The following is a 26999-nucleotide window of genomic DNA, read 5'->3' as shown; positions in this document are numbered from 1 at the left end:
AGAATCTCTAATTCAGGTTAGTGTAAAGGCAAAAGTTCGGACTGTATAAGAGAATGGAGGATGCAACGCTATGTTTCAGATCTAACCGATCAGACGTATGTTGTCTTTTATGGAATGATTTGGTCTATTGTATAACCTGTATAGTCTTCTGTTCTTCCCATTTTGCATAGTCTCTTATGGTGGGCTATAAGAGTTGAGTTAGTAGAGATTGCAGCTATATGGAAGACATCAATTATGAAATTCTAGCAGGTGATCTTAGCCATGAGGCTTATTCTTCCACCATTTCGGCCAGCTTATTGATTGTATTTAGGTTTCGGGCTGTCATTTCTGCCTTTGCGAAGGCTTTTGGGATTTTGTCAACCATTTTAGATCGGCCAATGCCGTCTGGAGCATGTAGGTAGAGTACATTATCAATCAACTGGTAATGCTCGTTTTTGGCCTTTACATCATCTAGTGTATTATAGTCGACAGATGAAGGAGAACTATGAAAAAAGAAGAAATGTACCATTTTACCTCCATCTCCCGGGTAGGGATTGTTTTCAATTACCGACATTAGGTTCTCAACTGTTAAAGCGAAAATAGAAGGTTTAAATCCAAACTTTTGCTCTATTAGAGTACTTATTTTGTGACTTGGGTTAGTTGGGTAGCTACAAACAATATTTCCGCTTTGAATGTACGTAGCCACTTTTTCAAAACCATTATTTTCTAAGAGTTGTCTCAGTTCTTTCATGGGTACTATGTGGTAGCCACCAACATTAATGCCTCTAAGAAGTACAATCCAGATTTTCATAAGGGTAAAAGTTAACGATTAAAGTTAAAAGACTACCAACCGCTACTTAAGCCAGCTTCATTAGCTTTGATGTAACTGGCCTCATCAAATTCATAGAGTAAAGGAGCTTTGTGTGCCACACCAGTTCTTCTTTCATTGGTACAGACCAAAATACCAAAGCTCATCACCTTTCTTCTGAAGTTTCGCCTGTCTAATTTTTTGCCCAAAATGGTTTCGTATAACGACTGTAATTCTGGTATAGTGAATCGTTTTGGAAGTAAGTTTAGACCAATAGGTTGGTTGTTGAGTTCTTTTTTAAGTGTTTCATGAGCTACGGTAAGAATATGTTCATGATCTAACATAAGGGGAGGGAGGTCATTGACTGAGCACCACTCGCATGCCTCAGATATTGGCCCGGGAATAGGTTCCTTCACTTGAGAGTATTCAACCAATGCGTAAAAACCAATGGAAATAAATCGCTGGTTAAACCAAGGAAACCATTCTTCTGGTATAACTTTTTTGTCTACCAACATTTTATTGTGATCAGTGTCATTGCGCTCAATTGATCCGAAGGTGTGAAACTGCTTCAGAAAAATATTGTCTAAGCCTGTCCGAAGCTCTAGAGCATTGTGAGCCTCCGTTTCTATATCTACATGCTTATGAACAAAACCTCCAGGCAAGGCCCATAAATCTATATTCTTGAGCTTTAGCAACAATACCTTGAGTTCGTTTTCATGAAACCCGAAAACCACACAATCAATTGCTACAGAAGGAGTTAGGAGGTCAGTGTTTAGGTTAGCCATTCAGAAAATTAGGAACTGATTCCAAAGTTAATCAAATGTATTATATCTTAGTGTCTTATTGACACTAAGAAAATTATATGAAACGCGCTTATATTATTCTGGTGATTTGTGCCGTAATGGCCAATACTGTCTCGTTAATGGGGCAAACACCACAGAAACATCAGGTAGAAGTAAATAAGGATGTAGTGTTTGCTTCTCCTGAGGGTTTTGACCTTACTATGGATATCTATACTCCTCAAACGGGTAGAAATAGTTATCCTGTTCTAATTATAATTCATGGAGGCGGATGGCTTATTAACGATAATTCAATCATGAATCAGATGTCGGAATATGTCTCTGGTAATGCCGAATATGTAGTGGCCAACATTAACTATAGACTTCTTGGTGATCAGAACAATACAGTTACCATTAATGAAATTGTAGAAGATGTATTTGGTGCGGTACTATGGGTTAAAGACCACATTGAGCAATATGGAGGTGATCCAAATCGCGTAGCCGTTACCGGTGATAGTGCTGGAGGTCATTTGACTGAAATGGTTGTTCTGGCTGGACATAATCTTAAATCGTCTGGATTCGCCCAAGAACCTTATGGATTCAACCCGAGCTATTTACCGGCAGGTAAAACGGCAGAACAAGTAGCTGAAGATGAAGGCCTAAAGGTACAGGCTGCCATACCAAGCTATGGAGCCTTTGACATGCTAGCTGCTGCTCAAGGTGGCTTTGAAAAGGAATCGAACTTTTTTTGGCAAATGGGGGGAGCTAAGGCAAGAGGGCTTTTTGGTAATAAGTTTAACGTAGAAGATAATGCCGCAATGTACAGGGCCGTAAGCCCCATTTACCTTATTCCTTCTGCTGATGAAAGACAATTACCACCTCAGTTTTTTCATGTTGGTAGTGAAGATTCAACCACGCCTCCTGTAGCTGTAAAAGCATATTTTGACAAGCTGAAGGCACAAGGTCAGCCAGGTCAATTCTGGTTATATCAGGGCAGAAATCATGCTTATTTAGATTCTGGGTCTAACGAGTTTTTAGGAAATAGCTTTGAGAAAGATGCTATTGAACCGTTAAATAGAATGATTACGTTTCTGAATGAGGTCTTTTACTAAGCTTTAATTTCAATCGTGAGTTTTAGCAGAGCTTTCTACCATAGAATTGATCTGCTGTAACTCCTTTGGAGTAAGGTCTCGCCATTGTCCTACTTTCAAGTCTAAGTGTATGTTCATAATGCGAACACGCTTGAGTTTATAAACCTCGTAGCCTAAATACTCGCACATACGTCTAATTTGACGGTTAAGTCCTTGAGTAAGAATAATCTTGAACTTGAACTTACTGATTCTTTCAACCTTACATTTTCGTGTAACCTGATCTAAAATAGGTACTCCATTACTCATCCTTCTAATGAATTCATCAGTGATGGGCTTATTCACATCTACTATGTATTCCTTTTCATGATGGTTGCGGGCTCGAAGTATTTTATTTACAATGTCACCATCACTGGTAAGCAGAATGAGGCCTTCACTGGGTTTGTCTAATCGGCCTATTGGAAAAATCCGCTTTTCATGGTTGATGTAATCAATGATATTGTCTTTTTCAACCCGAGTATCTGTAGTACATACTATGCCAACAGGTTTGTTGAAAGCGATGTAAACATGCTCTTCTTCTGGGTTAGAAATAAGTTTTCCATCAACCCTAACTTCATCACCTTCACTTATTTTGGTGCCTAATTCTGGTACTTTTCCGTTAATGGTAATTCTACCTTGTTCCAGAAGCTTGTCGGCAGCACGCCTAGAGCAATAGCCCACCTCACTGAGGTATTTGTTTATTCTTACAGTCTTCGATTCTGACATTACTGCAAAGTTATTGATCTCTTCGGAATCAGTGCTGTTGAAACGGTTACTTGTGTGGGCTTGCCTTCCATTAAGAACAAATGCCACATTGGTTGGTTTATATGTCTGTAGATTTTTTAACCATAAACTGAACCATGAATAGCCTTATTAAAACCATTTTAATTATTGTTGGAGTTGCCCTTTTAGGATATGGAGGGTATTTGTTAGTGACTCCAGAAGCATCTATAGACATTGGAATTGCCGAGGCATCGGCACAGGATAATGACAATGCATATATCACTATTGGTCTTGGCTTAGTAGCCTTGTTAATCGGACTTTTAGCTAAGAAGAAGTAGGTTCCATAATTCTGCTTACCTTCCTGTATGAGTACTTATCAAGTAGCAGTAGTGCAGGCAGCACCAGTATTATTCGATCTAGAAACCACACTTCAGAAGGTTGAGTCGTTGGTGAATGACTCAGCCCAAAGAGGTGCTAAGTTAGTACTCTTTCCAGAAGCTTTTTTATCGGTTTACCCTAGGGGGTTGAACTTTGGAACAGTAGTAGGGAGTAGAACCGATCAAGGTAGGTTACTATGGCAGAAATATTGGGATTCTTCAGTTGCTGAAGGAGACCAAGCATGCAATAGACTGGCTGAGTTAGCTAAAAAGGCACAAGTATTCTTAGTCATTGGCGTCAATGAAAAAGATACTATCTCTGGTACGCTTTATTGTAGCCTCTTTTATTTTTCTCCTCATGGTGAATTCATAGGGAAACATCGTAAAACTAAACCTACCGGTCAGGAGAGAGTGATTTGGGGTGAAGACGATGGTTCTACACTCAGCACTTTTAAAACCGTCTACGGAAATATTGGAGGCCTAATTTGTTGGGAGAATTACATGCCCATGGCCCGGATGGCCATGTATCAGAAAGGGGTTCAGCTATATTTAGCACCCACTGCCGATGCCAGAGAAAACTGGCAAGCCACCATGAAACATATTGCACTAGAAGGTAGATGTTTTGTTCTAGCCAGCAATCAGTTTGTACAAAAGTCAATGTATCCTGCAGAACTTCAGGCAGCGCTTTCCGATCAGCCTGAAGTAATGAGCCGTGGAGGCTCGGTGATTATAGATCCTTTAGGTGAAGTTCTTGCTGGGCCACTATGGGATGAGGAGGGAATAATCACCGCTGAAATCAATTTAGACCGTGTTACACAAGCTAAGTTAGACTTCGACCCAATTGGTCATTATCATCGCCCTGATTTGTTTAACTTAACAGTCAAGAATATGCCCGCTATCAAACATGTAGACGATTGATAAGGATGTGATTTGGTGAATTTACTTTGCCTCAGAAGGCCAATTCCTTGCTGAAAACAATGTGCCAATAGCGGTTCAACCGATAACTACTAATTATGAAATTCAAACACCTCTTATCTGGCTTGCTGATGATGCTTATGCTCTCACAAGCTACTGCTCAATCTGATTACTTTTTTCCCGAGGGTTCTCGCTTTGACCCGAACATTCCTACACCCGAAGAGTATTTAGGCTACCCTATTGGAACGCTCCATACTCGGCACGATGCCATAGTAGGGTACATGAAAGAACTGGCAAGTAAATCTGAAAGAGCCAAGTTTGAGATAATTGGTGAAACTTACGAACACCGTAAGCTAGTGGTGCTTACTGTGTCTGCTCCTAGCAATATCGAAAACCTTGAGTCGATTAGAAAAGATCACCTACAATTGGTAGACCCAGATAAGCACGTTGGGGATTATGCAGATCATAAGTCTGTTGTGTTGTTGGGGTATAATGTTCACGGTAATGAGCCTTCAAGTTCTGAAGCGGCATTGTTAGCGGCTTACTATTATGTAGCAGGCTTACATAATGAGGTAACCACCGCGTTGGATGAAGCTGTGATAATGATTGACCCAAACTTTAATCCAGACGGAAGGGATAGACATTCTACTTGGGCAAACGCGTACAAAGCTAACCCTCTAGTTTCGGACCCTACAGATGCAGAGCATAACGAAATGTGGCCTGGTGGTAGAACAAACCATTATTGGTATGATTTGAATCGCGACTGGCTACCATTAGCTCATGTAGAAAGTCAGGCCAGAATTGATTTTTATCACAAGTGGTATCCTAATGTGGTGACAGATTTTCATGAAATGGGAACCAACTCTACTTACTTCTTTGAACCCACAAAACCTTTTGGGTCGGAGAATCCTGTAGTACCGAGAGATAATTATGATGGGTTGAATAATCTTTTTGCAGGCTATTTCCATGAAGCTCTAGACGAAATTGGTTCTCTCTATTTCACCAAAGAAAGCTATGACAATAGTTATCCTGGCTATGGTTCTACCTATCCTGATATTCATGGTGCATTAGGTTTGGTGTTCGAACAAGCGAGCTCTAGAGGTCATTTGCAAGATTCAAGAATGGGTAAAGTAGCTTTTGCCTTTACCATTAAGAATCATTTAACCTCAAGTATGGCCACGGTAAGGGCAGCTGTAGCAGAGAAGAATACCTTGTTGGCTCACATGGAAAATTACTTTGAGTCAGCTAAAAGTGAAGGCGCTCAAGCTGGTGGAGGCTGGGTTTTTGGAGACCCATCAGATAACGGTAGAAATGAGGCATTTTTAGACCTTTTGCTTCGCCATAAAATCAAGACTTTGGCCTTAAATGAAGATATCTCTTTGGGTGATAAGAACTTTAAAGCTGGTAGTGCATTCTATGTTCCTAACGCTCAGAAGCAATACAGAATGGTGAGAACAATGTTTGAGAAAGTGACCACCTTCTATGATAGTATTTTCTATGATGCCTCTGCTTGGACAGCTGCACTGAGCTACAATATGCCTTATGAAAGATATGTTGGTAAGAATCAATTGAATGGAGTAGAACTCCAACGTGACGATTTAAAAGGTAGCTACGAAAGCGTAGGTAAGTCAGAATATGCTTATTTAATTGAATGGGATGAATATTTTGCCCCTAAAGCGCTTAACTACTTGCTAGAAAAAGGGCTTTATGTTAATTCAGCATTCAAACCTTTCAGCATAGAAACTCCTAAAGGAGTTCAAGAATTTGGATACGGTACATTAATGATTCCGGTTCGAAGACAAGAGGTTAGTTCAGAATTGGTGAGGGCCTATGTAGATGAGGCAACAGAGTTAGCAGGTATATTGGCTTACCCTGTCACTACAGGCTATAGTACTTCAGGAATAGATTTAGGGAGTGGAAACTTCCAGACAATAAGAAAGCCTAAACTGCTAATGCTTATTGGTCCAGGAACAAGCAGTTATGAGGCTGGCGAAGTGTGGCACTTGCTAGATTCTAAGGTGGGTATGCCTATTACCAAAGTCTGGACTGATAATGTTGGGCGAATTAACTGGAGCGATTACAATACCCTGATTCTACCTTCTGGTTATTATTCATCTTTAGGAGAAAATACTATAGATAGAATTAAACAATGGGTGAGAGACGGAGGCACTATGATTACGCTCAGAAATGCTACTAGCTGGGCTATTTCTTCCAAGTTTGTGAATGGAAAGTTTGCAGATAGACCTCAGCGAGAAACGCCTGAAAGAATGGACTACGTAACGTCTAGAGACTTCTATGGGTCAAATGCTATTGGTGGTTCAATGTACATGACCGATGTGGATATTACTCACCCACTTGCTTTCGGATATACCAGTAGAGAATTGCCGGTTTACAGAAACCACTCCATTTTCATGGCTCCTAGTAGCAGTCCTTTCAATACGGTAGTAAAGTATGCGGATAATCCTCTCTTAAGTGGCTATGTCAACAAAGAGAACCTAGCGGCACTAGGAGGAACAGCCTCTTTAATTACTAGTGGAATGGGCAGAGGGAATGTGATTCTATTCGCGGATAACCCAAACTTCAGAGGTATGTGGTACGGAACCAATAAGCTATTCCTAAATGCGATTTTCTTAGGGAATATGGCTAGGTAAGACTAGGCCTTTTATAAAATGAAGAGGCTGCTTTAAAGTTTAGACCGTGCACGGAATAAGCTTTGAAGCAGCCTCTTTCTTGTTTTATTATATAGATACTTGCAGTTGAAGAACAGTCATTCCTCTTCTATCTGTAGAAACTAAATCGTTGGTATTGTTAAAGTTGAAGACAGGCCTACTTTGGTAGTTTAAAGAGACCTTGGTAGCATGCCCCTTTATTAACCAGTTCATGCCAAATTCATACATGGTCATGGTATCATTAAGTAAATCCAAACTAGCGATTTGTGAGGCAACATAGGGCTGGAGGGTTCCCATTTCTCCGAGTAAATTATTCTTCAATAGATAGCCCAACTGAAAGTAACTAAGTGTACCGGTGCCATTGATAGGGAAAGAATTACCTGAGCCATTAAATGAGCTTCCGCCACCATTGGCAGGGTTCATAACCCCTAAGTTTCTTACATAGTTTTTCCCATAATCGTTCGAACTGATTGCTGCATATGCTGTAATGGCAGTGTTTTTAGAGGCGTCAAGCACACGGTCGTAAAATACATCTACGCCAAAAAGTGCTAAGTTTTCTCTTACAATATCAGCCCCGTTGTTCTCTGTGTGCCACATGGCATCCTTCTGATAAATGAAGCCTGCACCAATGTTGAAGACATTTTTAGACCCTAAGTATGAGCCTGTATTATAAGGCGTAAGGTTAGACTCTGAGTCCAAAAATTCATACTTGAAGTATCCTTGTGTTTGGAGGTTTGCTGGTTCGTTAGAAAACAGTGAATTAGGGCCGATAACTGCACTTTGGACTGACGAGGCTGAAATGCTCATGGGTTTAGATAGGGCAACTCTATAATCTAGCTTCCCTAATTTGCCTTTAGCATAGATACTATACTTTCTTACAAACTGATCGCTTACATCGTTAGTTGCTTGTTGATAAAGTGGAGCATCCATAGTAAGCAAGCTGCCTATTGAAGGAGAGGAGTACCTAAGAAAGCCCACCCAGCCAGTGAGCCCGGTGCCAACTGAAAGCTTGTCTTAGGCCAATTCTATTTCTCCAATAGCATCGTGAAAGAACAGACCCTGCTTTCTTTCGCCAATGTAGCTAAGGTTGTTTGTGCCGAACTGTGTGTAGACAAATACTCTATCAGATATTTTTCCAAAAAGTTGAATTCTGGTTCTTCTTAGGCCAATATCAAAAGTGTTGTCTTCTAAATAACCATCTACCAAAGCGCCCGGGTTATTTTGAGTCCATCGAACCCAGGTCTGGTTAAGAAAAGTGGCTTTGATGTACTGACTGCCGTCATCGTTGAGGTTATATCTCAAGTCCTTTTTTTGACCATATAGTGAGCCAAGTGTTAAAAGAGATACGGTGAGGAGGGATAAGAATCTAGTCATAAAAAATAGTTCGCTTCAATTTACTTGCCCAATAATAGGAGTTTCTGGAGCGAAAATGACCTTGTTCTCTATCAAAAGTACATAGGTTGTAAGAATGGTATAAAAAGAAACCCCAGCAATTGCTGGGGTCTCAGTAAATACAAATTACTTTATTGCTTAGGCCTCGGTGCCAATTTGAGCATCGAGTTTGTTAGTTAAAACGCCTTTTGGAACAGCTCCAACTACGTTGTCTACTACTTCACCGTCTTTGAAGAAAAGCAAAGCAGGAATAGATCTGATACCATATTTGATGGCAATGTCTTGGTTGTTGTCTACATCAATTTTACCAACAACGGCAGTATCACCGTACTCATCTGCAATTTCTTCCACCACTGGACCAACCATTCTACAAGGCCCACACCACGCTGCCCAAAAATCCACTAAAACTGGCTTGTCAGACTTCAACACCACTTCCTCGAAGTTTGAATCGTTTATTTCTAATGCTTTTCCCATTATATATAGTTTGTTATTTTCTTATGCTAAGCTACACCGAATAGACATCAAAAGTAATCAAAAAGTTCCGAACGGAAACTTACTCAATTACACACGCCTTATGCAGTAATTAATCTGGCACCATCTGTACAGCTATTCAAGGTTTTGATTAACTCACGAGTTGGATCGATTTTCACTTTTCTAGAGATAAGTTCAACCTTGATGTTTTCTTCCCTGTCAAAAAGCTCAATCTTCAACATGGTTTCTCCTTCGTAGGTTTCGGTAAGTTGCATAATGGTATCGATTAAATCTTGATCGACCATTCTTGCATTTAGTCTTATATGAACTCCTTTCCCCATTTTCTCTCGAAGCTCACTAAGTAGTGAGATGGTCTGAGTCTGGAGTTCCCAGTCTTCAGGGTTCGGGTTAATAGCCGGGTTGTCTCGAATTTCCTTCTTTTTTCTCCAGTTTAATTCAACCTTTCCTCGGATGAATAAGAACTCACCTGGGCGTAAGTAGGCGGCATTATTGATGAATTTTTCACCCATCAAGAAGAGCTCTGTGGCCCCGTTGTAATCTTCAATGTTTAGTATACCGAAGGGTTTACCAGTTTTAGTCTGCCCATTCCGAACGGAGTTGACTATTCCACCAATGGAAATATCTTGATTGGGGAATTTATTGATGTCTGAAATTGGTTTGCAGAAAGATTCTAATTCTATCTCAAACTGGTCGAGAGGATGGCCAGAAACGTAGAAGCCAATGACCTCTTTCTCTAACCTAAGTTTTTCCATCTGACTAAAGGTTTCTACCTCAGGAACTTTAGGTAGGGGAGTGGCTACATTACTATCTCCGCCAAACAATGAAACCTGAGCAGCATCTTTCTCTGCCTGCATGGCATTGGCATATCTGATAACCTTTTCAATTAGGGTTTGCTCATTGTCTTCTGCCCATAAGTATTGTCTTCTATGGTATTCGAAGCAATCAAAGCCTCCTGCTTGCGCTAGGGCTTCAAAGTTTTTCTTATTTACCGCTCTTAGGTTTACGCGTTCGGCAAAATCAAAAATGTTCTTATACGGCCCATTTTCTTTCCTTTCTGCCACTATCGATTCAATAGCTGCTTCGCCTACACCTTTAATGGCCCCCATTCCAAAACGTATTTCTCCGTTTTGGTTTACAGTAAATTTATAGTTCGATTCATTAACATCTGGACCGAGTACAGGAACCCCCATTCGCTTGCACTCTTCCATAAAGAAGGTTACCTGCTTAATGTCGTTCATGTTGTTGCTGAGTACAGAAGCCATGTATTCAGCAGGGTAGTGAGCCTTAAGGTATGCCGTTTGGAAGGCTACATAGGCATAGCAAGTTGAGTGCGACTTATTGAAGGCGTAAGAAGCAAAAGCCTCCCAGTCGCGCCAGATTTTTTCAAGCTTCTTTTCATCGTGCCCTTTGGCCTTAGCTTGCTCAACAAACTTAGGCTTCATTTTGTCTAGTACAGCCCTCTGCTTTTTACCCATGGCCTTACGCAAAACGTCTGCCTCACCTTTGGTAAAGTCGGCCAGCTTTTGCGAAAGAAGCATCACCTGCTCTTGATATACCGTAATTCCGTATGTTTCAGCCAGATATTCTTCCATATCGGCCAAGTCATAAGTGATTGGTTCATCACCATGTTTTCTTCGAATAAAGGAAGGGATGTATTCAAGAGGCCCCGGGCGATAGAGGGCGTTCATGGCAATAAGGTCTGCAAACTCCGTAGGTTTTAGCTCCTTCATGTACTTCTGCATGCCAGCAGATTCGTACTGGAAAATCCCTACCGTTTCTCCTCGCTGAAAGAGCTCATAAGTCTTTTGGTCATCTAGTGGAAAGTCATCAGGAACTAGGTCTACATCATGTTTCTCTTTTACGTTTTTAACCGCATCCTTAATAAGGGTAAGGGTTTTCAGACCCAAGAAGTCCATTTTCAGTAGACCTGCACTTTCTACCACCGAGTTGTCGAACTGAGTACACCACATGTCAGAGTCCTTGGCGGTGGCTACAGGAGCAAACTTGGTGATGTCGTCAGGCGTAATAATTACTCCACAAGCATGTATACCAGTGTTTCTAACAGAGCCTTCAATTACTCGTGCTTGGTTAACCGTTCTTGCTTCGAGGTTGTTGCCTTCGGCTATCTTTCTAAGTTCTTGTGCTAGTGGTACCTGTTCAGACCTTAGGTTGTCGCGGAGGTCTTTTTCAGACCACCCAAAGAGTTTTCGCAGTTTGGTGTCAGGAACCAGTTTTGCAACTCGGTCGGCTTCCGAAAGAGGGAGTTCAAGCACTCTGGCTGTATCTCTGATAGAAGACTTGGCCGCCATTGTACCGTATGTAATAATCTGAGCAACTTGATTTTTGCCGTATTTGTCAATCACATAATCAATTACTCTTTGTCTTCCTTCATCATCAAAATCAATATCAATATCGGGAAGTGATACCCTGTCAGGGTTTAGGAAACGCTCAAAAAGGAGATCGTACTTAATTGGGTCTACGTTAGTAATTCCTATACAATAGGCTACGGCCGAACCAGCAGCCGAACCCCGGCCAGGGCCAACGGATACATCTAGTTCTTTGGCTTTGTTGGTAAAATCTTGAACAATGAGGAAGTAGCCAGGGTAACCTGTTCTTTCAATGGTAGCAAGCTCAAAGTCTAGCCTTTCTCTAATATCATCAGTTATTTCTCCGTATCGAGCTTCTGCACCTACATAAGTTAGATGTCGTAGATAGGCGTTTTCTCCTCTCTTGCCTCCGTCAATATCGTCTTCGGGGTGTTGAAACTCTTCTGGAATCTCGTATTTAGGAAGAAGTACATCTCTCGCTAATTGATATGATTCTACCTTCTCAACAATTTCATTGGTATTGGTAATGGCATCTGGAATATCGGAGAAGAGCTTCTTCATCTCGTCTTCCGACTTAATGTAGAACTCGTCATTAGGGAAGCCATACCTAAACTCTCTACCACGCTTACCTATGTACTTTTTCGGCTTATTGACCGATTCGGCATCTTTTACACAAAGCAGTACATCGTGAGCAGAAGATTGGTCTTTGGTGGTGTAGTAAGTGTTGTTGGCTGCTATATATTTTACATCATACTTTTTACAAAGTTGAAGTAGAATGGAGTTGACATGGTCTTCTTCAGGGATGCCGTGTCGGTTTATTTCTGCATAGAAGTCGTCTCCGAACTGTTCTTTCCACCAAGCAAAGGCTTCTTCTGCCTGCGTTTCTCCAACGTTTAGAATCTTATAAGGAACTTCGCCCCAAAGGCCACCAGTAAGTATAATTAGGTCTTCTTTATACTTAATTAAGTCGTCCTTGTCAATTCTTGGTACGTAGTAGAAGCCTTCTGTAAAGGCAATAGATGAAAGCTTTACAAGGTTATGATACCCGTTTCTGTTTTTAGCCAGAATAACCGTTTGAAAACCATTGTCTTGAACTTTTTTATTAGATCGGTCGGCACAAACATTGAATTCGCAACCTACAATAGGCTTGATGTCTGCAGCTAAAGCGGCACTTACAAAATGAAAGGCTCCCATCATATTGCCATGGTCAGTAAGAGCCACGGCAGGCATACCCATTTCTTTTACAGCCCCAACTAAACTATTGATATCCGATACGGCCTGGAGGATGGAAAACTGTGAATGAACGTGTAAGTGTGAAAATGGTACTTCTTTAAGCTCTGTGAGCCCTTCTTTATCTACTTTATTGTGGTCTATTTTGGGGCCAGTAGTGTCTGTTTTAGCAAAATTTGCTTCGTCTAACTCAGGGGCTTCATAAATAACCTCGTGTAGTTTTATTCCTTTTGCTGGAGGAACAACGCTTTCCTTGATTAGGCCGAAGAAACATCGTGCTGTAGCGTCTACATCATAGGCGGCATCGTGAGCCTCAGCGAAGGCCTTGCCGAAGAGTTTAGTATGAAGTTCGGTTAGGGTAGGCCACTTGAATTGACCGCCTCTACCTCCCGGAATTGCACAATAATTAGTAGAAACTAATTTGGTGTCTAACTCTTCTAAATGCTCCAGCGGATTGGTTAGTCCGGCTCTTAAGAATTCAGATCCTACAATGTTATAATCGAACTCTATATTATGGCCAATACCGAATTCGGCACCTTTCATGTCCTCTTCAAACATGGCTAGCACTTCTTTCAGGTCTTTCCCTTCTTCTAAAGCTCGTTCAGTAGTAATTCCATGAATTTGAACCGAGTTATAAGGAATGGTGAAGCCCTCAGGTTTAACTATGAGGTTTCTGGCAACGAGCAAGTTACCCCTCATGTCATGTAACTGCCATGCTATTTGCACTAGCCTTGGCCAGTTCTCAAAATCCGTTAACGGAGCATTGTAATTTTGGGGTAAACCGGTGGTTTCGGTATCAAATATCAGATACATAGAGACTTAGTTCGATCGGTTGCTGGAAAACTAAAATTGGACATCTAAATTACTAAATCTCACCCGAGTGGAAAGGTTCCTTAGCTAAAAAATGATACAGAATTACTCAAGTTTTTAGGAGGGCCGTTTATTATTCTTGAGTAACGAAAATAGAAGCTTTTGAAGGCTATAAGAAGATGATAATCCCAAGAGATATAGATATGATCAGGACTATGATTTGCTTAATTAGCTCCCTTTTCTTTTCAGTAGAAAGTTGTGCCTTTAGCTTTCTAAGGTATTGAGGGGTAGCTTCTTTAAATCTATACTTTCTGATTTCGGAAGAAGCTTTAGGTCTGAATGAATTGGCTTCTTTTATGTTGAAAGCGTCCCTTCGCGTAGTTAACGCTCTGTTGGCTTTCATCCTTTTTATAGAATCCATTACGTGACCTGCGCTAGACATATCAACATATACGGCTCACCTATGTGCCTTGTAAAGAGATACGGGTAACCGGACTTAGACTTAGATTGAAAGGTATCTAATGAGTTTCAAAAACCATTTCTGGCTCTTCAACTTCAACTACGCCATTGTCATTAATATGAGTGAGTTGAACAGTTTTGAGCTCATTTATCAGAAGTGGATCATATTTGGCAGCTACACGAACATAGTTTTCGGTGAAACCGTGCATCATACCATCTTGAACGTCATCTTCAAAAAGTACGGTTCTAGTAGAACCAAGTTGGCTTTCGTAAAACTGACGCTTCTTCTTTTCTGACAGAATGCGAAGCATTTTAGATCTTCTATTTCTCTCCTTCATAGGAACCGTTCCTTCCATGTCTGGAGCGGCAGTATTGGCTCTTTCAGAATAGGTGAAAACATGAAGGTAAGATATATTCAGCTCATTCAAGAAGTTGTAGGTGTCTAAGAAGTCTTCTTCTGTTTCGCCAGGGAAGCCCACAATCACATCTACTCCGATACATGAGTCTGGAATAATGTTTTTGATTTTAGAAACTCTGTCTTCGTAAAGCTCACGAAGATATCTTCTGCGCATCTTCCTGAGTATTTTGTTGCTTCCAGATTGAAGCGGAATATGAAAGTGAGGCACAAACCTATTGGAGGTTAATGTGTACTCAATTATTTCATTGGTTAATAGATTGGGCTCTATAGATGAGATTCTTATTCTATCAATCCCATTCACTTGATCTATCGCCTTGACAAGGTCTACGAATTTTTCAACGCGTTTACCCTCTTGAATACCAAAATCGCCAATATTGACACCAGTTAGAACTACTTCTTTGGTATCGGTAGCCGCAATTTCTTCTGCAGACTTAATAATATTGGCTATGCTATCACTTCTACTCTTTCCTCTCGCCAAAGGAATAGTACAGAAAGCGCAATGGTAATTACAGCCGTCTTGAACTTTAAGAAAGGTTCTGGTTCTATCATTAACAGAGTAGGCATTGTTAAATGCACGAGCCTCTTTAATTTCTGAAGCAAGCACTTGAGCTTCGTCAGACTTTTGAAACGTAGGGAGAAGGTCTAATAGCCTGAACTTTTCTGCTGCTCCTAATACAGCATCAACTCCTTCTATTTCTGAAATTTCTTTGGGCTTGAGCTGAGCGTAACATCCTATTATAGCTACAAACCCGTCTGGATTGATCTTTTGAGCCTCTTTTACAATCTTTTTACACTTCTTGTCAGCATTTTCAGTAACCGAACAAGTATTAATGATGAAAACGTCTGGAGTGTCTGAAAACTCCACCTTCTGAAAGCCTCTGTTTTCAAACTGTCTGGAGATAGTTGAAGTCTCAGAGAAATTCAGTTTACATCCTAGTGTATAAAAGGCAACTTTCTTCATGCTTTCCTTAACGGGGTGCAAAGGTAAGAATTATGAGTGCAATTTAGTTCATTTCCCGTAGAATTCGATTTCATCCAATTTTGTTTAAAATTTCGTTTTAGGTTGTTTTCGAGACCTAATTTTCAATTTGAAAACGTTTTCATTCCGAAAACGGATAATTTTCTGAGTGTTGTTCGTCATGGATTACGTAATTATGTTAATTTCGAGACGAATTTTAAAACACAAAAATCAATAGATATGTCGAATCAGCGCCAACGTGCCCTAAACATCGTTCAGCAAAGAACAACTGATCGTGTTTTTGCTCCTTCGGACAAGATTTCTGACTTCTTCGCGGATGAAGTATTCACCATGGAGAAAATGAAAGCTACTCTTGCTCCCGATACTTTCAAAAAAGTAGAATCTGCCATAAAGAAAGGTAAGAAGATAGATGTAGAAACTGCCAACGAAATAGCATCGGCTGTTAAAACTTGGGCTATTTCTAAAGGTACTACGCACTACACGCACTGGTTTCAGCCACTTACTGGAGCTACAGCAGAAAAACACGACTCTTTCTTTGATGCCCACAAAAAAGTGGAGGTTCTTAAAGGGAGTGAGCTGATTCAACAAGAACCAGATGCCTCTTCTTTTCCTAACGGAGGTATTCGCTCAACTTTCGAGGCTAGAGGATATACCGCGTGGGATCCAAGTTCTCCAATCTTCATTTGGGGTAGAACGCTATGTATTCCTACCATCTTCGTTTCTTACACAGGGGAGGCGTTAGATTACAAAGCTCCATTGTTGAAAGCGGTAGAGGCTGTTGATAAGGCCGCAACCAAGGTTTGCCAATTGTTCGATAGGAATGTGAACAGAGTAAGTGCTTCTTTGGGTTGTGAGCAAGAATATTTTGTTGTAGACAGAGCATTGTACAACGCAAGACCTGACTTGGTGATGGCGGGGAGAACCGTATTCGGGCGTCATCCTGCAAGAGGTCAGCAGTTAGACGATCACTACTTTGGAGCTATTCCGAGTAGGGTTTACAACTTTATGAAAGACTTTGAGATTGAGTGTTTAAAATTAGGTATCCCTGTTTCTACACGCCACAATGAGGTGGCTCCAGCTCAGTTTGAGGTGGCTCCAATCTTTGAAGATATCAACGTGGCTACAGATCACAACTCTTTAATGATGGATGTGATGAATAGAGTTGCTGAAAGACATGATTTGGCTATTCTGTTCCATGAAAAGCCATTTGCTGGCCTAAATGGAAGTGGTAAGCACAACAACTGGTCACTTATTGCTTCTAACGGGGTTAATGTTTTCCAACCAAGTTCAAGTGCACGTGAAAACCTTCAGTTCCTTACTTTCTTGGTAAATACTGTAATGGCCATCCATAAAAATGCTGGTCTTCTAAGGGCTAGTATTGCGTCTGCTGGTAACGACCATAGACTTGGTGCTAATGAGGCTCCTCCGGCAATTATGTCTGTTTTCCTTGGTTCTGATCTTACTGCAGTTCTAGATGAGTTGGAGAATAACGGTAACATTAAGGTAGACAAGGGTGATAACATGTATATGAAGCTGGGTATCGATAAGATTCCTCAGATTATACTGGATAACACTGATAGAAATAGAACTTCCCCGTTTGCGTTTACAGGTAATAAGTTTGAGTTCAGGGCTGTAGGTTCTAACCAAAACGTTGCAGAACCAATGACAGTGTTGAACTTGATTATGGCTAAGCAGCTCAAGGAGTTCTACAAAGTTGTTTCTGACAGAATTAACAAAGGCGAAGACAAGAAAATTGCCATTGTTAATGTGCTTAGAGAATATATTAAGGCTTCTAAAGGAGTAAGGTTCGAAGGTGATGGTTACTCTCAAGAGTGGGCCGATGAAGCCGAACAAAGAGGCTTGCCTAATGTGAAAGATACTCCAAGAGCACTTGATGCTTACATTACTGATGATGCAAAAAGTACTTTTGAGGAGTTTGGCGTTATGTCTGCCATTGAGCTTGAAGCAAGAAATGAAATTCAGCTCGAGAATTACATTTTGAAGATTCAGATTGAGGCCAGATTGATCTCTGAAATTGCAATGGCTCAAGTTGTTCCTGCCGCGGTGCAGTATCAGAATAAGTTGATGCAAAACGCAAGAGGTTTAGCAGAATTTGGTTTAGATAATAGCCACATTAAATCGATCCTTGAAAAGGTAAATGCCCAAATTGTTACCATCCAAAACAATGTTCAGGCTATGAACGATGTGAGAGGAGAGATTAACAACCTTGAGCACTCTAGGGATAAAGCAATTGGTTATTGCGATAAAATTAAGGGGACATACTTTGATGTGATTAGAGATGCAGTTGATAGGCTAGAAGGAATTCTAGATGATGAATCTTGGCCATTATTGAAGTATAGAGAAATGTTGTTCTTAAGATAATTGTCTGACAGAAGCGATATTTAAAACCACTTCCGTTTGGGAGTGGTTTTTTATTTTTATCAGGTTGAATAACTATGAAAGCGAAAAGGAAAGTTAAAGTCGGGTGTCTAGTAATCTTTATTGGCTTTATTGTGGTTTCGCAAATTGTAAGTAGCTGCATTAGCTTCTCTAAAACGGAAAGGGAGGTGGAAGCTTATTTTGCCAACAAGCCCGTAAAACCTGAAAGTACTTACTACGATGTTGACGGCTATCAGATGCACTATAAAGTGTTGAATAGAGCTGATAGTGGTTCTTTCATATTCATTCATGGAACACCCGGTGCTTGGGATGCATTCATAGATTATTTTGCTGATAGCACTCTTTATAACGGTGCTCAGATTTACGCCCCAGATAGGCCAGGTTTTGGTAAATCGAGTTATGGAATACCTATTCGCTCATTGGAAGAGCAGGGGAGATTACTAAAACCTATGCTTGAAGTGGCGGCAGCTCCACGCATAGTGATTGGACACTCTTTGGGAGGGCCAATTGCAGTGCGAATGGCTATGGACTATCCAGAATTAGTAGATGGCTTGGTTTTGTTAGCTCCTGCTTTAGACCCAAAGTTGGAGCCTGAAGAAGATTGGTTTAGAGTGCCAATGCGTTGGCCAGTTGTAGGTGCTATTGTCCCTAAAATCTTTAGAATATCTAACGAAGAATTGATTTTTCTGGAAGAGGAGTTAGAGTTGATGCTGCCTTTATGGAAAAATGTAAAAGCTGATGTCATTACCATTCAAGGAACTGAAGACAACTTGGTTGCTCCTGGTAACGGTCCATTTGCAGATAGTGCTTCGGTAAATGCACCTCATGAACTAATTATGCTAGAGGGGCAGAATCATTTTTTGCCCTGGAATGAATCTGTGCTAATCAAAAACAAACTCTTGGAATTGTTGCAGAGATTGAAATCGGTAAATTAATTCAGCGACTCTATCTTTCTTAAAATTTCATCAGCTTCTGCAGCCTTTAAATCGCTGGCTTTTCTGTCGGTGTGTGATAACTTATAAGACTCAGCAATGAGCTTTTCGTATTTGCTTTGAAGCTTTTCTTTTTCAGACTTTCTCTTAAATAATCCCATAATGACTAAGGAACAGAAGGTAAGACTTATTGTTTAGTCATTTCTGCTACTACGGGTAAGTTCTCCATTCTCATATAGCTCAACCTCTATTACTTGACCATATCTACTGAAGATTTGCCATGCGCCTTCTTTTACACCATCTTTTAAAGTTCCAGAGGTTACTTTTCTACCTTTTTCATCATAGAAAGTCCAATTTCCATTAGGCATTCCATTCACGTAATCGCCTTGAGAGAATACTTCACCATCGGCATAATAGTTAATTACTAGGCCGTTACCATTTTTTAATGAACCAGAAGAGTGAGTGTCACCATTGTTATCCGTAAAATCAGTAAGAGAAAGAAGTTTTCCATTGTTCCATTTTTCTTCCTTCATACCGTCTCCATCTCTATGAAAATATCCCCATAAGCCATCTTTTTCTCCCTTTACAAAGCTTCCTATAGACTCCAGTTTTCCATTGTTGTAGTAGTAAAACCACTGGCCCGCTTCTTTATCTTCTAGGTACGACCCTTCGGCAATTAGGGTGCCTTGCGTGTCGAACGATTTCCAGTTGCCTATTCTCTTGTCTTTGGCATATCTTCCGAGTTCTGAAATCATTCCGTTTTCATGAAAAATCTTCCAAGGGCCAGTTTTCAAGCCAAGCTCAAAAAGGCCTTCCATGGTTAAAACTCCATTACTATAATACTGTTGATAAAGGCTATCGGCTAAACCGAACTTGTAATGAGTAATAGACTCCAGTTGTCTATTGGGGTGCCAGCTTTTGGCTGTGCCAACTGGTTCATTGTTTTTGTAGGTGATTTCGGAAGCTTTTCTTCCGTTTGGATGATAGGTTACCCAAGTGCCTGTTTTTTTACCTTCAATGTAATATTCTACCGCAGCCTTCATATTCGGTCCATAGCTGTATTCCCAGGTTCCATCCCTTTCCCCTTTTACGAACTGACCTTCTTCGATGACAAAACCATCGAAGTCAAACTTTCTCCATGAGCCATCTAGCAAGCCATTCTTGTAGGAGGTTTCTACCGTTTTATCCCCGTATTCATCATAAGAAACATAGCCACCATGCAGCTGACCATTATGATAGTCTGAGATGAATTCAATGGCCCCATTTTTATAAAAACCTTGCCAAGTACCAGTTTTGACTCCATTTTTGAATGTGCCTTTCTCAAGCATAGAAGAATCTTCTCGAAATGATTCCCAATCTCCATTTAGCTGATCACTAGCAAAATTGGCTTTTACGGCTATTACTCTGCTGGGGTAGAATAAATAATAGGTACCATTTAGGCTGTCGTTTTTATAGCTGACTCTGGCTCTTTCTACCATGTCTACAAAAACGTTCCAATATCCTGTTTTTACTCCTTCATAATAGTTTCCTCTATGAATGTAGGAGCTGTCTTCGTTGTATGCTACCCATAATCCGTTGCGTTTGCCGTCTTTGAAAGCGCCTTCATAGGCAAGTTCAGTGTCGGTAGAAGGAAAAATAAGATTGAAGTTATCTTGAGCTTGTAATAGGAGTGATGGAACTAAGAAAGAAAGGAATATGAAAGTGCTTCTTATTTGCCGCATAAATTGTGGTGGTTGAGAACGGCCTAATTTTAACAAATATTGAGCCAATTCAATTTGCAAACCAATCATTAAAATATTCAAGTGTCAAACGATGAATGTCATTGATTTGGTTCATGTTAAACCTTCTAAAGAGTCTTATTGATTCGCTTTTTTCGAAATAGGCAGAAATTTCATTCATATAATCTATGTGCATGGGAATGCTCTGGAGTGAGGAAGTGTCTGTTTCCCAGATGTTTTCAGACTTTAAAAGTTGGGTTTGAGAGTCTAAAAACCGTTCAGGATTATTTTTATATAGGTCTTTAAATTTCTTGGTGAGAATCAGATTTATGGAAAAGAAGTTGCCGTACCAAACTACTACTCTAAAGGTAAAGATGTTCTTTTTCTCAAAGATAGAGGGGAAGTCAAAAACCTGATAGGGAAAGTTGTTGTGGTTGTATCCTTTAATGATTTTACCAGGTGTTTTAGATATGCCAACTGGTAAATTCCATTCCTCACAGCTCTGCCAGCAATTTAAAATGTTTTGCTGTAGGGCGTAAAGAATGGAATTGAGTTGGTTATCTACTTCTTGCTTTAGTAAAAAGTAATCTTTGGACTGCAAGAAGTTAATATGTTCTTCAGAGAGCATTACTACCAGCGAATCAGTGCCGAAGCCCAAGTGAATCCACTACCGAAAGCGGCTAAACAAATCAAGTCACCTTCTTTGATTTTGCCTTGCTCCCAAGCTTCACTCATGGCAATAGGAATTGAAGCTGCAGTAGTATTGCCAAACTTCATTATGTTGTTGAAAACCTTATTGTCTGGCAGATTAAACTGCTTTTGCACAAAATTGCTAATTCTCAGGTTCGCTTGGTGTGGTACTAATAAGTCAATGTCTTCTGGGGTGTGGCCGTTCTGCGATAATGCCTCATTAATGACTTCACTAAACCGTACCACTGCATGTTTGAAAACAGCATTTCCGTTCATAGTTAGGTTGAAACTTTTACCATCCAGCAATTCTTTAGAAAGTCTGACTTTTCTGCTAGAGCCCGGGTCTTTAACATATAATTCTTCTGCATAATCTCCATCGGCATGAAGGTGAGTAGAAAGAACGCCTTTATCTTCATCTGTGGCTTGAAGAATAGCTGCGCCAGCACCATCGGCAAATATTACGGAGCTAGAACGCCCTTCGGTAGACTTGTCTAAGGCAGATGACTGTATTTCGGCCCCAACCACAAGTATGGTTTTGTACATACCAGTTTTAATAAATTGGTCGGCAATAGAAAGTGCATAAATAAAGCCAGAGCAAGCATTTCTAATGTCTAAGGCTCCAATACCCTGAAGCCCGAGCTCTCTTTGAAGTAATACTCCCGAACCTGGGAAGAAATAGTCTGGAGTAATGGTAGCGAAAACAATGAAGTCTATTTCTTTCACATCTAAACCAGCTCTTTCCAAAGCAACATGTGTTGCTCGGGTTGCCATATTTGATACAGTATCTTTTTCAGGGTCGAACCATCTTCTTTCCTCTATTCCAGTACGTTCAACAATCCACTCGTTGTTCGTATCCATTATTTTCTCCAAGTCACTATTCTTGACAACCTTTTCTGGAACGTAGTGCCCCAGCCCAACAATTTTAGATTTTTTCACAGGCGATGAGTTTACTTTGAGTACATGCTGAAACCAGAAGTTCAGCTGATAATTTCCTTTTGGTGGCTTCCAAGTTACATAATTTAGTCAAATCAGAATGTTTACATGTTTTAGTTAGAATTCTACGCCTAAAGAATGGACGGAAAAATAGGTAATCACTAACATTTTTGATGAATAGTTGGCTGACCCCGAAAAATTGATGTAAGATTGATATTTGGAAAAATAGAAACATCACAGACACTTATTCGTATCAGAGTTCGGAAGTAGTTCGAGTGAAATGAAAAAGAGCGGTATTTATTATTTTTTGGCAATAGCCATTCTCTCGGCATATAGTTGTGGTCATCAAGAATCGGAGTTAACAGCAGATCAAGTGATTGAAAAAGCTGTGCAAAAGCACGGAGGGAGTAACTATGACAACATGGAGGTGCAATTTGACTTCCGAAACAGACACTACAGAGCTAAGGTTAGCGATGGTGAATATGTCTATGAACGTACTTTCAAGTCTGACAATGGTTGGGTGACGGATGTTTGGTCTAACAAGAAATTCAAGCGAATGATAGATGAGAAGGAAATTCAGCTTAACAGAGAAGACCTTCGAACCTACCGTTCATCAACCAACTCAGTTATCTACTTCGCGCTTTTACCTTTTAATTTGAACGACCCTGTTGTGAACAGGCAATTAATGCGTTCGGTAGACATAAAGGGTCAGCCTTACTATAAGGTTGAAATAACCTATGGCGAAAGAGGAGGTGAAAAGGAAGACTTTGAAAATGCCTATGTCTATTGGATTCATAAAGAGAAGTTCACTATGGACTATTTGGCCTACTCTTTTAATATTAATGGAGGAGGTGTAAGGTTTAGAGAGGCCTATAATCAAAGAGAGGTCGAAGGAATCTTATTTCAAGACTATAGAAATTATACTATAGACAAAGATTTCCCAGCTCAAGAGCTAGACTATGCCTTTGTTACTGAGCAATTGCAATTGGTATCAGATATTAAGCTGGAAAATATTAAAGTAGACCTTGTTCAGCCAGATTAATTAAACAGAGTCAAGTTGCCAAACTGATTGGCTGGCGGTACCTTTTCCCATAAATCAATACTGTTAAACTTCGGATCGGCCAGTTTAGGATTTACCGTATAGCTTTTTAATGGTTCATCATTAAAAGGCTTTACATACTCTAAAATACTCTCTGAGGTATTGGCTTCATTTAGCCACTCATCTAGCAAATCATCATTCAAAATAGCAGGCATTCTGTTACTCACATCGGCCACATCATTATTGGCCATAGTAGTGAGCATCATAAAAGTGTTTACCTGTTCACCTTCTTCCGTTTCAAAAGTATCCCAAATGCCAGCAATGCTGAAAAGACTATTGTTCTGAAGATAAAATCTATAAGGTACTTGCTCTTTTTTCCCTACATCCTTCCAGCAATAAAAGCTATCGGCAGGTATAATGCACCTTTGTTGTTTTATACTTTTTCTTTGTGATGCTTTGCTCAGAATTTCTTCGGCCGGAGCGAAAATCAGTTTTTGACTTACGCCTTTACTCTTAGTAAAAGAAGGGTGAATTCCCCAGTGAAAAAAGCTGAGTTCATCAGGGTCTGCACTGGTAATAATTGGAAGTAAGTCAGTAGGTTGAGCGTTATAGGTCCCTTTGTGGTTCTCAGGAATTTCTATGCCAAAGTGTTCTTTTATGAGTTGCGACTCAGATGCAATGGAGTAGTTCGGAAGCATTTAATTGGTCAAATAATTGAACCAAGATCGGTAAAAATGCCTTTTGAATCAAATACTCTGTATGTTGTTTACAAATAAATGCACGTACAGGTTAAACTAGTGTATAAGGGGCGTTTATTCTAGGTGCTTTAATTTGAATATACATTGTTTTAAAACTATTTTTGGGGCTCAAATTTTGAACAAGTAATATGGCTGAAATCGTAAGAATGCCGAAGATGAGTGACACCATGGAAGAAGGTGTCATTGCTGTTTGGCATAAAAAAGTTGGTGATCAAGTAGAATCTGGAGAGTTAATGGCTGAGATTGAAACAGATAAGGCCACCATGGACTATGAGTCATTCAATGATGGTACAGTTCTGTACTTGGGAGCAGAAGAAGGAGAAGCAGTAGCAGTAGATGGAATTCTGGCTATTGTTGGTAAAGAAGGAGAAGACTATAAGGCGCTCTTGAATGATAATGGATCTACATCTGAAGAGAAGGAAGAGGAAGCCCCAAAAGAAGAAAAATCAGCTCCTGCAGAAAAAGCAGAGAAGATAGATACTAGCAGCATTAATGCTGAGATTGTAAGAATGCCAAAGATGAGCGACACCATGGAAGAAGGTGTTATCGCTTCTTGGTTAAAGAAAGTAGGAGATTCTGTTGAGTCTGGTGAGCTAATGGCTGAGATTGAGACAGACAAGGCCACTATGGAGTATGAGTCTTACAACGATGGAACTGTGCTTTACTTAGGTGCTAAAGAAGGCGAGTCGGTAAAGGTTGATGGTATTCTGGCTATTGTTGGTGAAGAAGGTGCTGATTATGAGGCATTGATTAAAGCAGACCAACAAGGTGGGAGTTCGGAAGAAAAAGCTGAAGAGCCTGCTGAAGAACCTCAGGAAAAAACAGAATCAGCATCATCAGCTACCAATGCTGCTCCAGCAGCTGAATCTTCAAATTCTAATGGAAGAGTAAAAGCTTCACCATTAGCTAAGAAGTTAGCCGAAGACAAAGGTATTGACCTTGGTCAGGTAAAAGGATCTGGCGATGGTGGTAGAATCATTAAAAGAGATATAGAGAACTTTACTCCAACTCAGAAAGCTGCAGCACCAGAAAAGGCAGAGGAATCTGCTAAGTCTGCACCTGCTATAGAGCTACCTAAAGTAGTTGGTGAGGAAAGTTTTGAAGAAATGAGAGTAAGCCAAATGCGTAAAACAATCGCTAAGCGATTGGCGCAAAGCAAGTTTACTGCTCCTCATTTCTACCTTACCATGGAAATAAATATGGATAAGGCTATAGAGGCAAGAAAGAGCATGAATGAGATTTCTCCGGTGAAAATTTCATTCAATGACATGGTTATCAAAGCTGCTGCAGTTTCATTAAGACAACACAAGATGGTGAATGCCTCTTGGTTAGACGATAAAATCAGAATTAACCATCACGTACATGTGGGGGTAGCAGTAGCAGTAGACGAAGGTCTGTTGGTGCCAGTTGTAAAGTTTGCCGATAACAAGCCACTTTCGCATATTTCTGCAGAGGTGAAAGAGTTAGGAGGTAAAGCCAAAAGCAAGAAACTTCAACCTGAAGAAATGCAGGGTAATACCTTTACCATCTCAAACCTAGGGATGTTCGGTATTGAAGAGTTTACAGCAATCATTAACCCGCCAGATTCTTGTATCATGGCTGTAGGTGGAATCAAGGAAACTGCCATTGTTAAAAACGGAGAGCTTACTGTTGGAAACATTATGAAGGTAACCTTGTCTTGCGATCACCGTGTAGTAGATGGAGCGGTAGGATCGGCATTCCTTCAAACCTTTAAGAGTTTGTTGGAAGACCCGGTGAGGATTCTAGTTTAAATTGAAAATTTTCCGTCCCGCTTCTAGCGGGACGATTTGTTTATAAGCATATCAAAATGACAAAAATAAAATCAACTACGGTTTTGGCTGTTAAGCACAATGGTTCCATTTCAATAGGAGCAGATGGCCAAGCTACTATGGGTAATACGGTTGCTAAAAGCAATGTAAAGAAGATTAGAAAGTTGCAAGATGGAAAGATTGTAACTGGTTTTGCAGGCTCTACAGCCGATGCTTTTACGTTGTTAGAGCGGTTTGATGAAAAGCTCAATTCATATGGCGGTAACATGAAAAGAGCCGCTATAGAGCTAGCCAAAGATTGGCGCATGGATCGTTACTTGAGAAAGTTGGAGTCAATGTTAATTGTGGTAGATAAAGATGATATCCTGATTTTATCTGGAACAGGAGATGTATTGGAGCCAGATAACGGTATTGCGGCAATTGGTTCAGGTAGTATGTACGCTCAAGCTGCAGCTCAAGCCTTAACAAAGCATGCTTCTCAACTTGACAGTAAAGAAATTGTAGAAGAAAGCTTAAAAATTGCTGCTGACATCTGTATTTACACTAACAGCAATTTGATTATTGAGAAGATTGGTTAACTTTGTGTTAAGGAAAAGTACAACTTTTTCTTAACGCACCAACAACACCTATCATTTTCTAACACTCTGGGAAATACTCGGATATAAGAGCTTTTGGCTTTTGTAAAAAGATAGAAAATGAAACTGATAGGTAAATTATCAATCCTTTTAAGCTTACTGTTATTTGCTTCGTCTTGCGCGGAGTCTCCATTGGTTAATTATCAAGAGGCAACCGAAGGTAGACTGCTCTTAGGAGCTAATGTTCACCTTGGCAATGGCGAAATAGTTGAAAATGCCGCCTTAGGAGTTAAAGACGGTTACGTTACTCTTTTGGCTGAAGATGCGTTAGATCAACTAGACCTGAGGAAATTTCAGGTAGATCGCTTAGGAGGGCAATACCATATTTACCCTTTCAAGAAGATCGATAGAGGTAATTCAGGGATTGTATTAGCTAGAGCAGATGCTGAACCTATCAATATCGCAATTCGAGATAGAGAAGTAGAAAGATGCATAACTATAGGTTGTGAAGCTCAGCTACTCATCTGCTACGGAAGTATTGAGGATATGACCAAATTCAGAGTAGACTATGTAGTAATGGGCTCTGAGAAGGTGAAGATTTTAAGGCAAAGCGATTACGGAATGGCCATAGGGCCTAATCAATAAGAAAACAGTCTGATCAATTACATAAAAGGCCGCTG

The 26999-nt window shown here is 40.3% G+C and carries 24 protein-coding genes; 10 read left to right on the top strand and 14 right to left on the bottom strand.

Going from position 1 to position 26999, the window contains the following annotated elements:
• Positions 1-268: 268 nt before the first annotated feature.
• On the bottom strand, positions 269-790 hold the full coding sequence (locus AWW68_RS17795) for a DUF1697 domain-containing protein (protein WP_068224438.1): 522 nt from the start codon (positions 788-790) through the stop codon (positions 269-271).
• A gap of 32 nt (positions 791-822) precedes the next feature.
• Complete coding sequence (locus AWW68_RS17790) at positions 823-1572, bottom strand: NUDIX hydrolase (RefSeq protein ID WP_068224436.1); 750 nt, start codon at positions 1570-1572, stop codon at positions 823-825.
• A gap of 77 nt (positions 1573-1649) precedes the next feature.
• Here AWW68_RS17790 and AWW68_RS17785 point away from each other — a divergent pair, with 77 nt between their 5' ends.
• A complete protein-coding gene (locus tag AWW68_RS17785; RefSeq protein ID WP_068224433.1) occupies positions 1650-2678 on the top strand; it encodes an alpha/beta hydrolase in 1029 nt (342 codons plus the stop codon).
• A gap of 9 nt (positions 2679-2687) precedes the next feature.
• Here AWW68_RS17785 and rluF read toward each other — a convergent pair whose 3' ends face one another.
• Positions 2688-3419, bottom strand: coding sequence for a 23S rRNA pseudouridine(2604) synthase RluF (gene rluF / locus AWW68_RS17780; protein WP_068224430.1), 732 nt, complete (start codon positions 3417-3419; stop codon positions 2688-2690).
• A 134-nt stretch (positions 3420-3553) separates the two neighbouring features.
• Between rluF and AWW68_RS17775 the strand changes: the two genes are divergently transcribed.
• The 3 genes from AWW68_RS17775 to AWW68_RS17765 all read left to right on the top strand — a co-directional run bounded on the left by AWW68_RS17775 (position 3554) and on the right by AWW68_RS17765 (position 7359).
• Complete coding sequence (locus AWW68_RS17775) at positions 3554-3754, top strand: hypothetical protein (protein ID WP_068224428.1); 201 nt, start codon at positions 3554-3556, stop codon at positions 3752-3754.
• Positions 3755-3781: 27 nt separating this feature from the next.
• Positions 3782-4711: a carbon-nitrogen hydrolase family protein gene (locus AWW68_RS17770; RefSeq protein ID WP_068224426.1), complete on the top strand. Its 930-nt coding sequence runs from the start codon at positions 3782-3784 to the stop codon at positions 4709-4711.
• A 95-nt stretch (positions 4712-4806) separates the two neighbouring features.
• Positions 4807-7359, top strand: coding sequence for a M14 family zinc carboxypeptidase (locus tag AWW68_RS17765; RefSeq protein WP_068224423.1), 2553 nt, complete (start codon positions 4807-4809; stop codon positions 7357-7359).
• Positions 7360-7446: 87 nt separating this feature from the next.
• Here the strand turns inward: AWW68_RS17765 and AWW68_RS17760 are convergent, their stop codons facing one another.
• From AWW68_RS17760 to mtaB, 6 genes are all read right to left on the bottom strand, one after another.
• Complete coding sequence (locus AWW68_RS17760) at positions 7447-8307, bottom strand: hypothetical protein (protein WP_068224420.1); 861 nt, start codon at positions 8305-8307, stop codon at positions 7447-7449.
• 84 nt (positions 8308-8391) lie between these two features.
• Entirely contained in the window at positions 8392-8751 is a 360-nt protein-coding gene (locus AWW68_RS20000; RefSeq protein WP_068224418.1) for a hypothetical protein, read from the bottom strand.
• Positions 8752-8907: 156 nt separating this feature from the next.
• Positions 8908-9243, bottom strand: a complete 336-nt coding sequence (trxA, locus tag AWW68_RS17750; RefSeq protein WP_068224415.1) for a thioredoxin — start codon at positions 9241-9243, stop codon at positions 8908-8910.
• Between the two features lie 98 nt (positions 9244-9341).
• Positions 9342-13631, bottom strand: a complete 4290-nt coding sequence (gene dnaE / locus AWW68_RS17745) for a DNA polymerase III subunit alpha (RefSeq protein WP_068224413.1) — start codon at positions 13629-13631, stop codon at positions 9342-9344.
• Between the two features lie 166 nt (positions 13632-13797).
• The gene (locus AWW68_RS17740; protein ID WP_157717716.1) at positions 13798-14031 is read right to left on the bottom strand and encodes a hypothetical protein; all 234 of its coding nucleotides are present in this window, start codon (positions 14029-14031) and stop codon (positions 13798-13800) included.
• A 115-nt stretch (positions 14032-14146) separates the two neighbouring features.
• Complete coding sequence (mtaB, locus tag AWW68_RS17735) at positions 14147-15466, bottom strand: tRNA (N(6)-L-threonylcarbamoyladenosine(37)-C(2))-methylthiotransferase MtaB (protein WP_068224400.1); 1320 nt, start codon at positions 15464-15466, stop codon at positions 14147-14149.
• 237 nt (positions 15467-15703) lie between these two features.
• On the opposite strand from mtaB, the gene AWW68_RS17730 reads away from it, so the two are divergent.
• Together AWW68_RS17730 and AWW68_RS17725 are read left to right on the top strand one after the other, a co-directional pair.
• The gene (locus AWW68_RS17730) at positions 15704-17866 is read left to right on the top strand and encodes a glutamine synthetase III family protein (RefSeq protein ID WP_068224397.1); all 2163 of its coding nucleotides are present in this window, start codon (positions 15704-15706) and stop codon (positions 17864-17866) included.
• 74 nt (positions 17867-17940) lie between these two features.
• Entirely contained in the window at positions 17941-18819 is an 879-nt protein-coding gene (locus tag AWW68_RS17725) for an alpha/beta fold hydrolase (RefSeq protein WP_068224394.1), read from the top strand.
• Here the strand turns inward: AWW68_RS17725 and AWW68_RS20190 are convergent.
• The 4 genes from AWW68_RS20190 to AWW68_RS17710 are packed head-to-tail and all read right to left on the bottom strand — an operon-like array spanning position 18816 to position 22160.
• Positions 18816-18977 (bottom strand): Lacal_2735 family protein, encoded by a 162-nt coding sequence (locus tag AWW68_RS20190; protein ID WP_317038763.1) that lies wholly within the window; start codon positions 18975-18977, stop codon positions 18816-18818. The genes AWW68_RS17725 and AWW68_RS20190 overlap by 4 nt on opposite strands.
• Before the next feature lie 33 nt (positions 18978-19010).
• Positions 19011-20537, bottom strand: a complete 1527-nt coding sequence (locus AWW68_RS17720; RefSeq protein WP_185101297.1) for a toxin-antitoxin system YwqK family antitoxin — start codon at positions 20535-20537, stop codon at positions 19011-19013.
• 49 nt (positions 20538-20586) lie between these two features.
• Complete coding sequence (locus tag AWW68_RS17715) at positions 20587-21162, bottom strand: hypothetical protein (protein WP_068224388.1); 576 nt, start codon at positions 21160-21162, stop codon at positions 20587-20589.
• A 2-nt stretch (positions 21163-21164) separates the two neighbouring features.
• Positions 21165-22160: a 3-oxoacyl-ACP synthase III family protein gene (locus AWW68_RS17710; RefSeq protein ID WP_068224386.1), complete on the bottom strand. Its 996-nt coding sequence runs from the start codon at positions 22158-22160 to the stop codon at positions 21165-21167.
• Positions 22161-22437: 277 nt separating this feature from the next.
• Here AWW68_RS17710 and AWW68_RS17705 point away from each other — a divergent pair, with 277 nt between their 5' ends.
• Entirely contained in the window at positions 22438-23199 is a 762-nt protein-coding gene (locus AWW68_RS17705) for a DUF6503 family protein (protein ID WP_068224381.1), read from the top strand.
• On the opposite strand, the gene AWW68_RS17700 is transcribed toward AWW68_RS17705, so the two are convergent.
• Positions 23196-23894, bottom strand: coding sequence for an SOS response-associated peptidase (locus AWW68_RS17700; RefSeq protein WP_068224379.1), 699 nt, complete (start codon positions 23892-23894; stop codon positions 23196-23198). The genes AWW68_RS17705 and AWW68_RS17700 overlap by 4 nt on opposite strands.
• Before the next feature lie 188 nt (positions 23895-24082).
• Here AWW68_RS17700 and AWW68_RS17695 point away from each other — a divergent pair, with 188 nt between their 5' ends.
• The 3 genes from AWW68_RS17695 to AWW68_RS17685 all read left to right on the top strand — a co-directional run bounded on the left by AWW68_RS17695 (position 24083) and on the right by AWW68_RS17685 (position 26964).
• The gene (locus AWW68_RS17695) at positions 24083-25726 is read left to right on the top strand and encodes a pyruvate dehydrogenase complex dihydrolipoamide acetyltransferase (RefSeq protein ID WP_068224371.1); all 1644 of its coding nucleotides are present in this window, start codon (positions 24083-24085) and stop codon (positions 25724-25726) included.
• Positions 25727-25782: 56 nt separating this feature from the next.
• Positions 25783-26322 carry an ATP-dependent protease subunit HslV gene (gene hslV, locus AWW68_RS17690; RefSeq protein ID WP_068224367.1) on the top strand — a complete coding sequence of 180 codons (540 nt, stop codon included), beginning with the start codon at positions 25783-25785 and terminating at the stop codon, positions 26320-26322.
• Positions 26323-26439: 117 nt separating this feature from the next.
• Positions 26440-26964: a hypothetical protein gene (locus tag AWW68_RS17685; protein ID WP_157717714.1), complete on the top strand. Its 525-nt coding sequence runs from the start codon at positions 26440-26442 to the stop codon at positions 26962-26964.
• The last annotated feature ends 35 nt before the right edge of the window (positions 26965-26999 follow it).

The organism is Roseivirga spongicola (genome assembly GCF_001592965.1).
GTDB lineage: Bacteria > Bacteroidota > Bacteroidia > Cytophagales > Cyclobacteriaceae > Roseivirga > Roseivirga spongicola.
Note: the sequence above shows the minus strand (reverse complement) of the source record. Positions and strands in the feature narration are given on the sequence as shown.

What these genes read in the sequence shown, in the direction of transcription:
- AWW68_RS17795 (WP_068224438.1), bottom strand. Translation starts at nt 790, where the DNA reads ATGAAAATCTGGATTGTACTTCTTAGAGGCATTAATGTTGGTGGCTAC.
- AWW68_RS17790 (WP_068224436.1), bottom strand. Translation starts at nt 1,572, where the DNA reads ATGGCTAACCTAAACACTGACCTCCTAACTCCTTCTGTAGCAATTGAT.
- AWW68_RS17785 (WP_068224433.1), top strand. Translation starts at nt 1,650, where the DNA reads ATGAAACGCGCTTATATTATTCTGGTGATTTGTGCCGTAATGGCCAAT.
- rluF (WP_068224430.1), bottom strand. Translation starts at nt 3,419, where the DNA reads ATGTCAGAATCGAAGACTGTAAGAATAAACAAATACCTCAGTGAGGTG.
- AWW68_RS17775 (WP_068224428.1), top strand. Translation starts at nt 3,554, where the DNA reads ATGAATAGCCTTATTAAAACCATTTTAATTATTGTTGGAGTTGCCCTT.
- AWW68_RS17770 (WP_068224426.1), top strand. Translation starts at nt 3,782, where the DNA reads ATGAGTACTTATCAAGTAGCAGTAGTGCAGGCAGCACCAGTATTATTC.
- AWW68_RS17765 (WP_068224423.1), top strand. Translation starts at nt 4,807, where the DNA reads ATGAAATTCAAACACCTCTTATCTGGCTTGCTGATGATGCTTATGCTC.
- AWW68_RS17760 (WP_068224420.1), bottom strand. Translation starts at nt 8,307, where the DNA reads ATGGATGCTCCACTTTATCAACAAGCAACTAACGATGTAAGCGATCAG.
- AWW68_RS20000 (WP_068224418.1), bottom strand. Translation starts at nt 8,751, where the DNA reads ATGACTAGATTCTTATCCCTCCTCACCGTATCTCTTTTAACACTTGGC.
- trxA (WP_068224415.1), bottom strand. Translation starts at nt 9,243, where the DNA reads ATGGGAAAAGCATTAGAAATAAACGATTCAAACTTCGAGGAAGTGGTG.
- dnaE (WP_068224413.1), bottom strand. Translation starts at nt 13,631, where the DNA reads ATGTATCTGATATTTGATACCGAAACCACCGGTTTACCCCAAAATTAC.
- AWW68_RS17740 (WP_157717716.1), bottom strand. Translation starts at nt 14,031, where the DNA reads ATGAAAGCCAACAGAGCGTTAACTACGCGAAGGGACGCTTTCAACATA.
- mtaB (WP_068224400.1), bottom strand. Translation starts at nt 15,466, where the DNA reads ATGAAGAAAGTTGCCTTTTATACACTAGGATGTAAACTGAATTTCTCT.
- AWW68_RS17730 (WP_068224397.1), top strand. Translation starts at nt 15,704, where the DNA reads ATGTCGAATCAGCGCCAACGTGCCCTAAACATCGTTCAGCAAAGAACA.
- AWW68_RS17725 (WP_068224394.1), top strand. Translation starts at nt 17,941, where the DNA reads ATGAAAGCGAAAAGGAAAGTTAAAGTCGGGTGTCTAGTAATCTTTATT.
- AWW68_RS20190 (WP_317038763.1), bottom strand. Translation starts at nt 18,977, where the DNA reads ATGGGATTATTTAAGAGAAAGTCTGAAAAAGAAAAGCTTCAAAGCAAA.
- AWW68_RS17720 (WP_185101297.1), bottom strand. Translation starts at nt 20,537, where the DNA reads ATGCGGCAAATAAGAAGCACTTTCATATTCCTTTCTTTCTTAGTTCCA.
- AWW68_RS17715 (WP_068224388.1), bottom strand. Translation starts at nt 21,162, where the DNA reads ATGCTCTCTGAAGAACATATTAACTTCTTGCAGTCCAAAGATTACTTT.
- AWW68_RS17705 (WP_068224381.1), top strand. Translation starts at nt 22,438, where the DNA reads ATGAAAAAGAGCGGTATTTATTATTTTTTGGCAATAGCCATTCTCTCG.
- AWW68_RS17700 (WP_068224379.1), bottom strand. Translation starts at nt 23,894, where the DNA reads ATGCTTCCGAACTACTCCATTGCATCTGAGTCGCAACTCATAAAAGAA.
- AWW68_RS17695 (WP_068224371.1), top strand. Translation starts at nt 24,083, where the DNA reads ATGGCTGAAATCGTAAGAATGCCGAAGATGAGTGACACCATGGAAGAA.
- hslV (WP_068224367.1), top strand. Translation starts at nt 25,783, where the DNA reads ATGACAAAAATAAAATCAACTACGGTTTTGGCTGTTAAGCACAATGGT.
- AWW68_RS17685 (WP_157717714.1), top strand. Translation starts at nt 26,440, where the DNA reads ATGAAACTGATAGGTAAATTATCAATCCTTTTAAGCTTACTGTTATTT.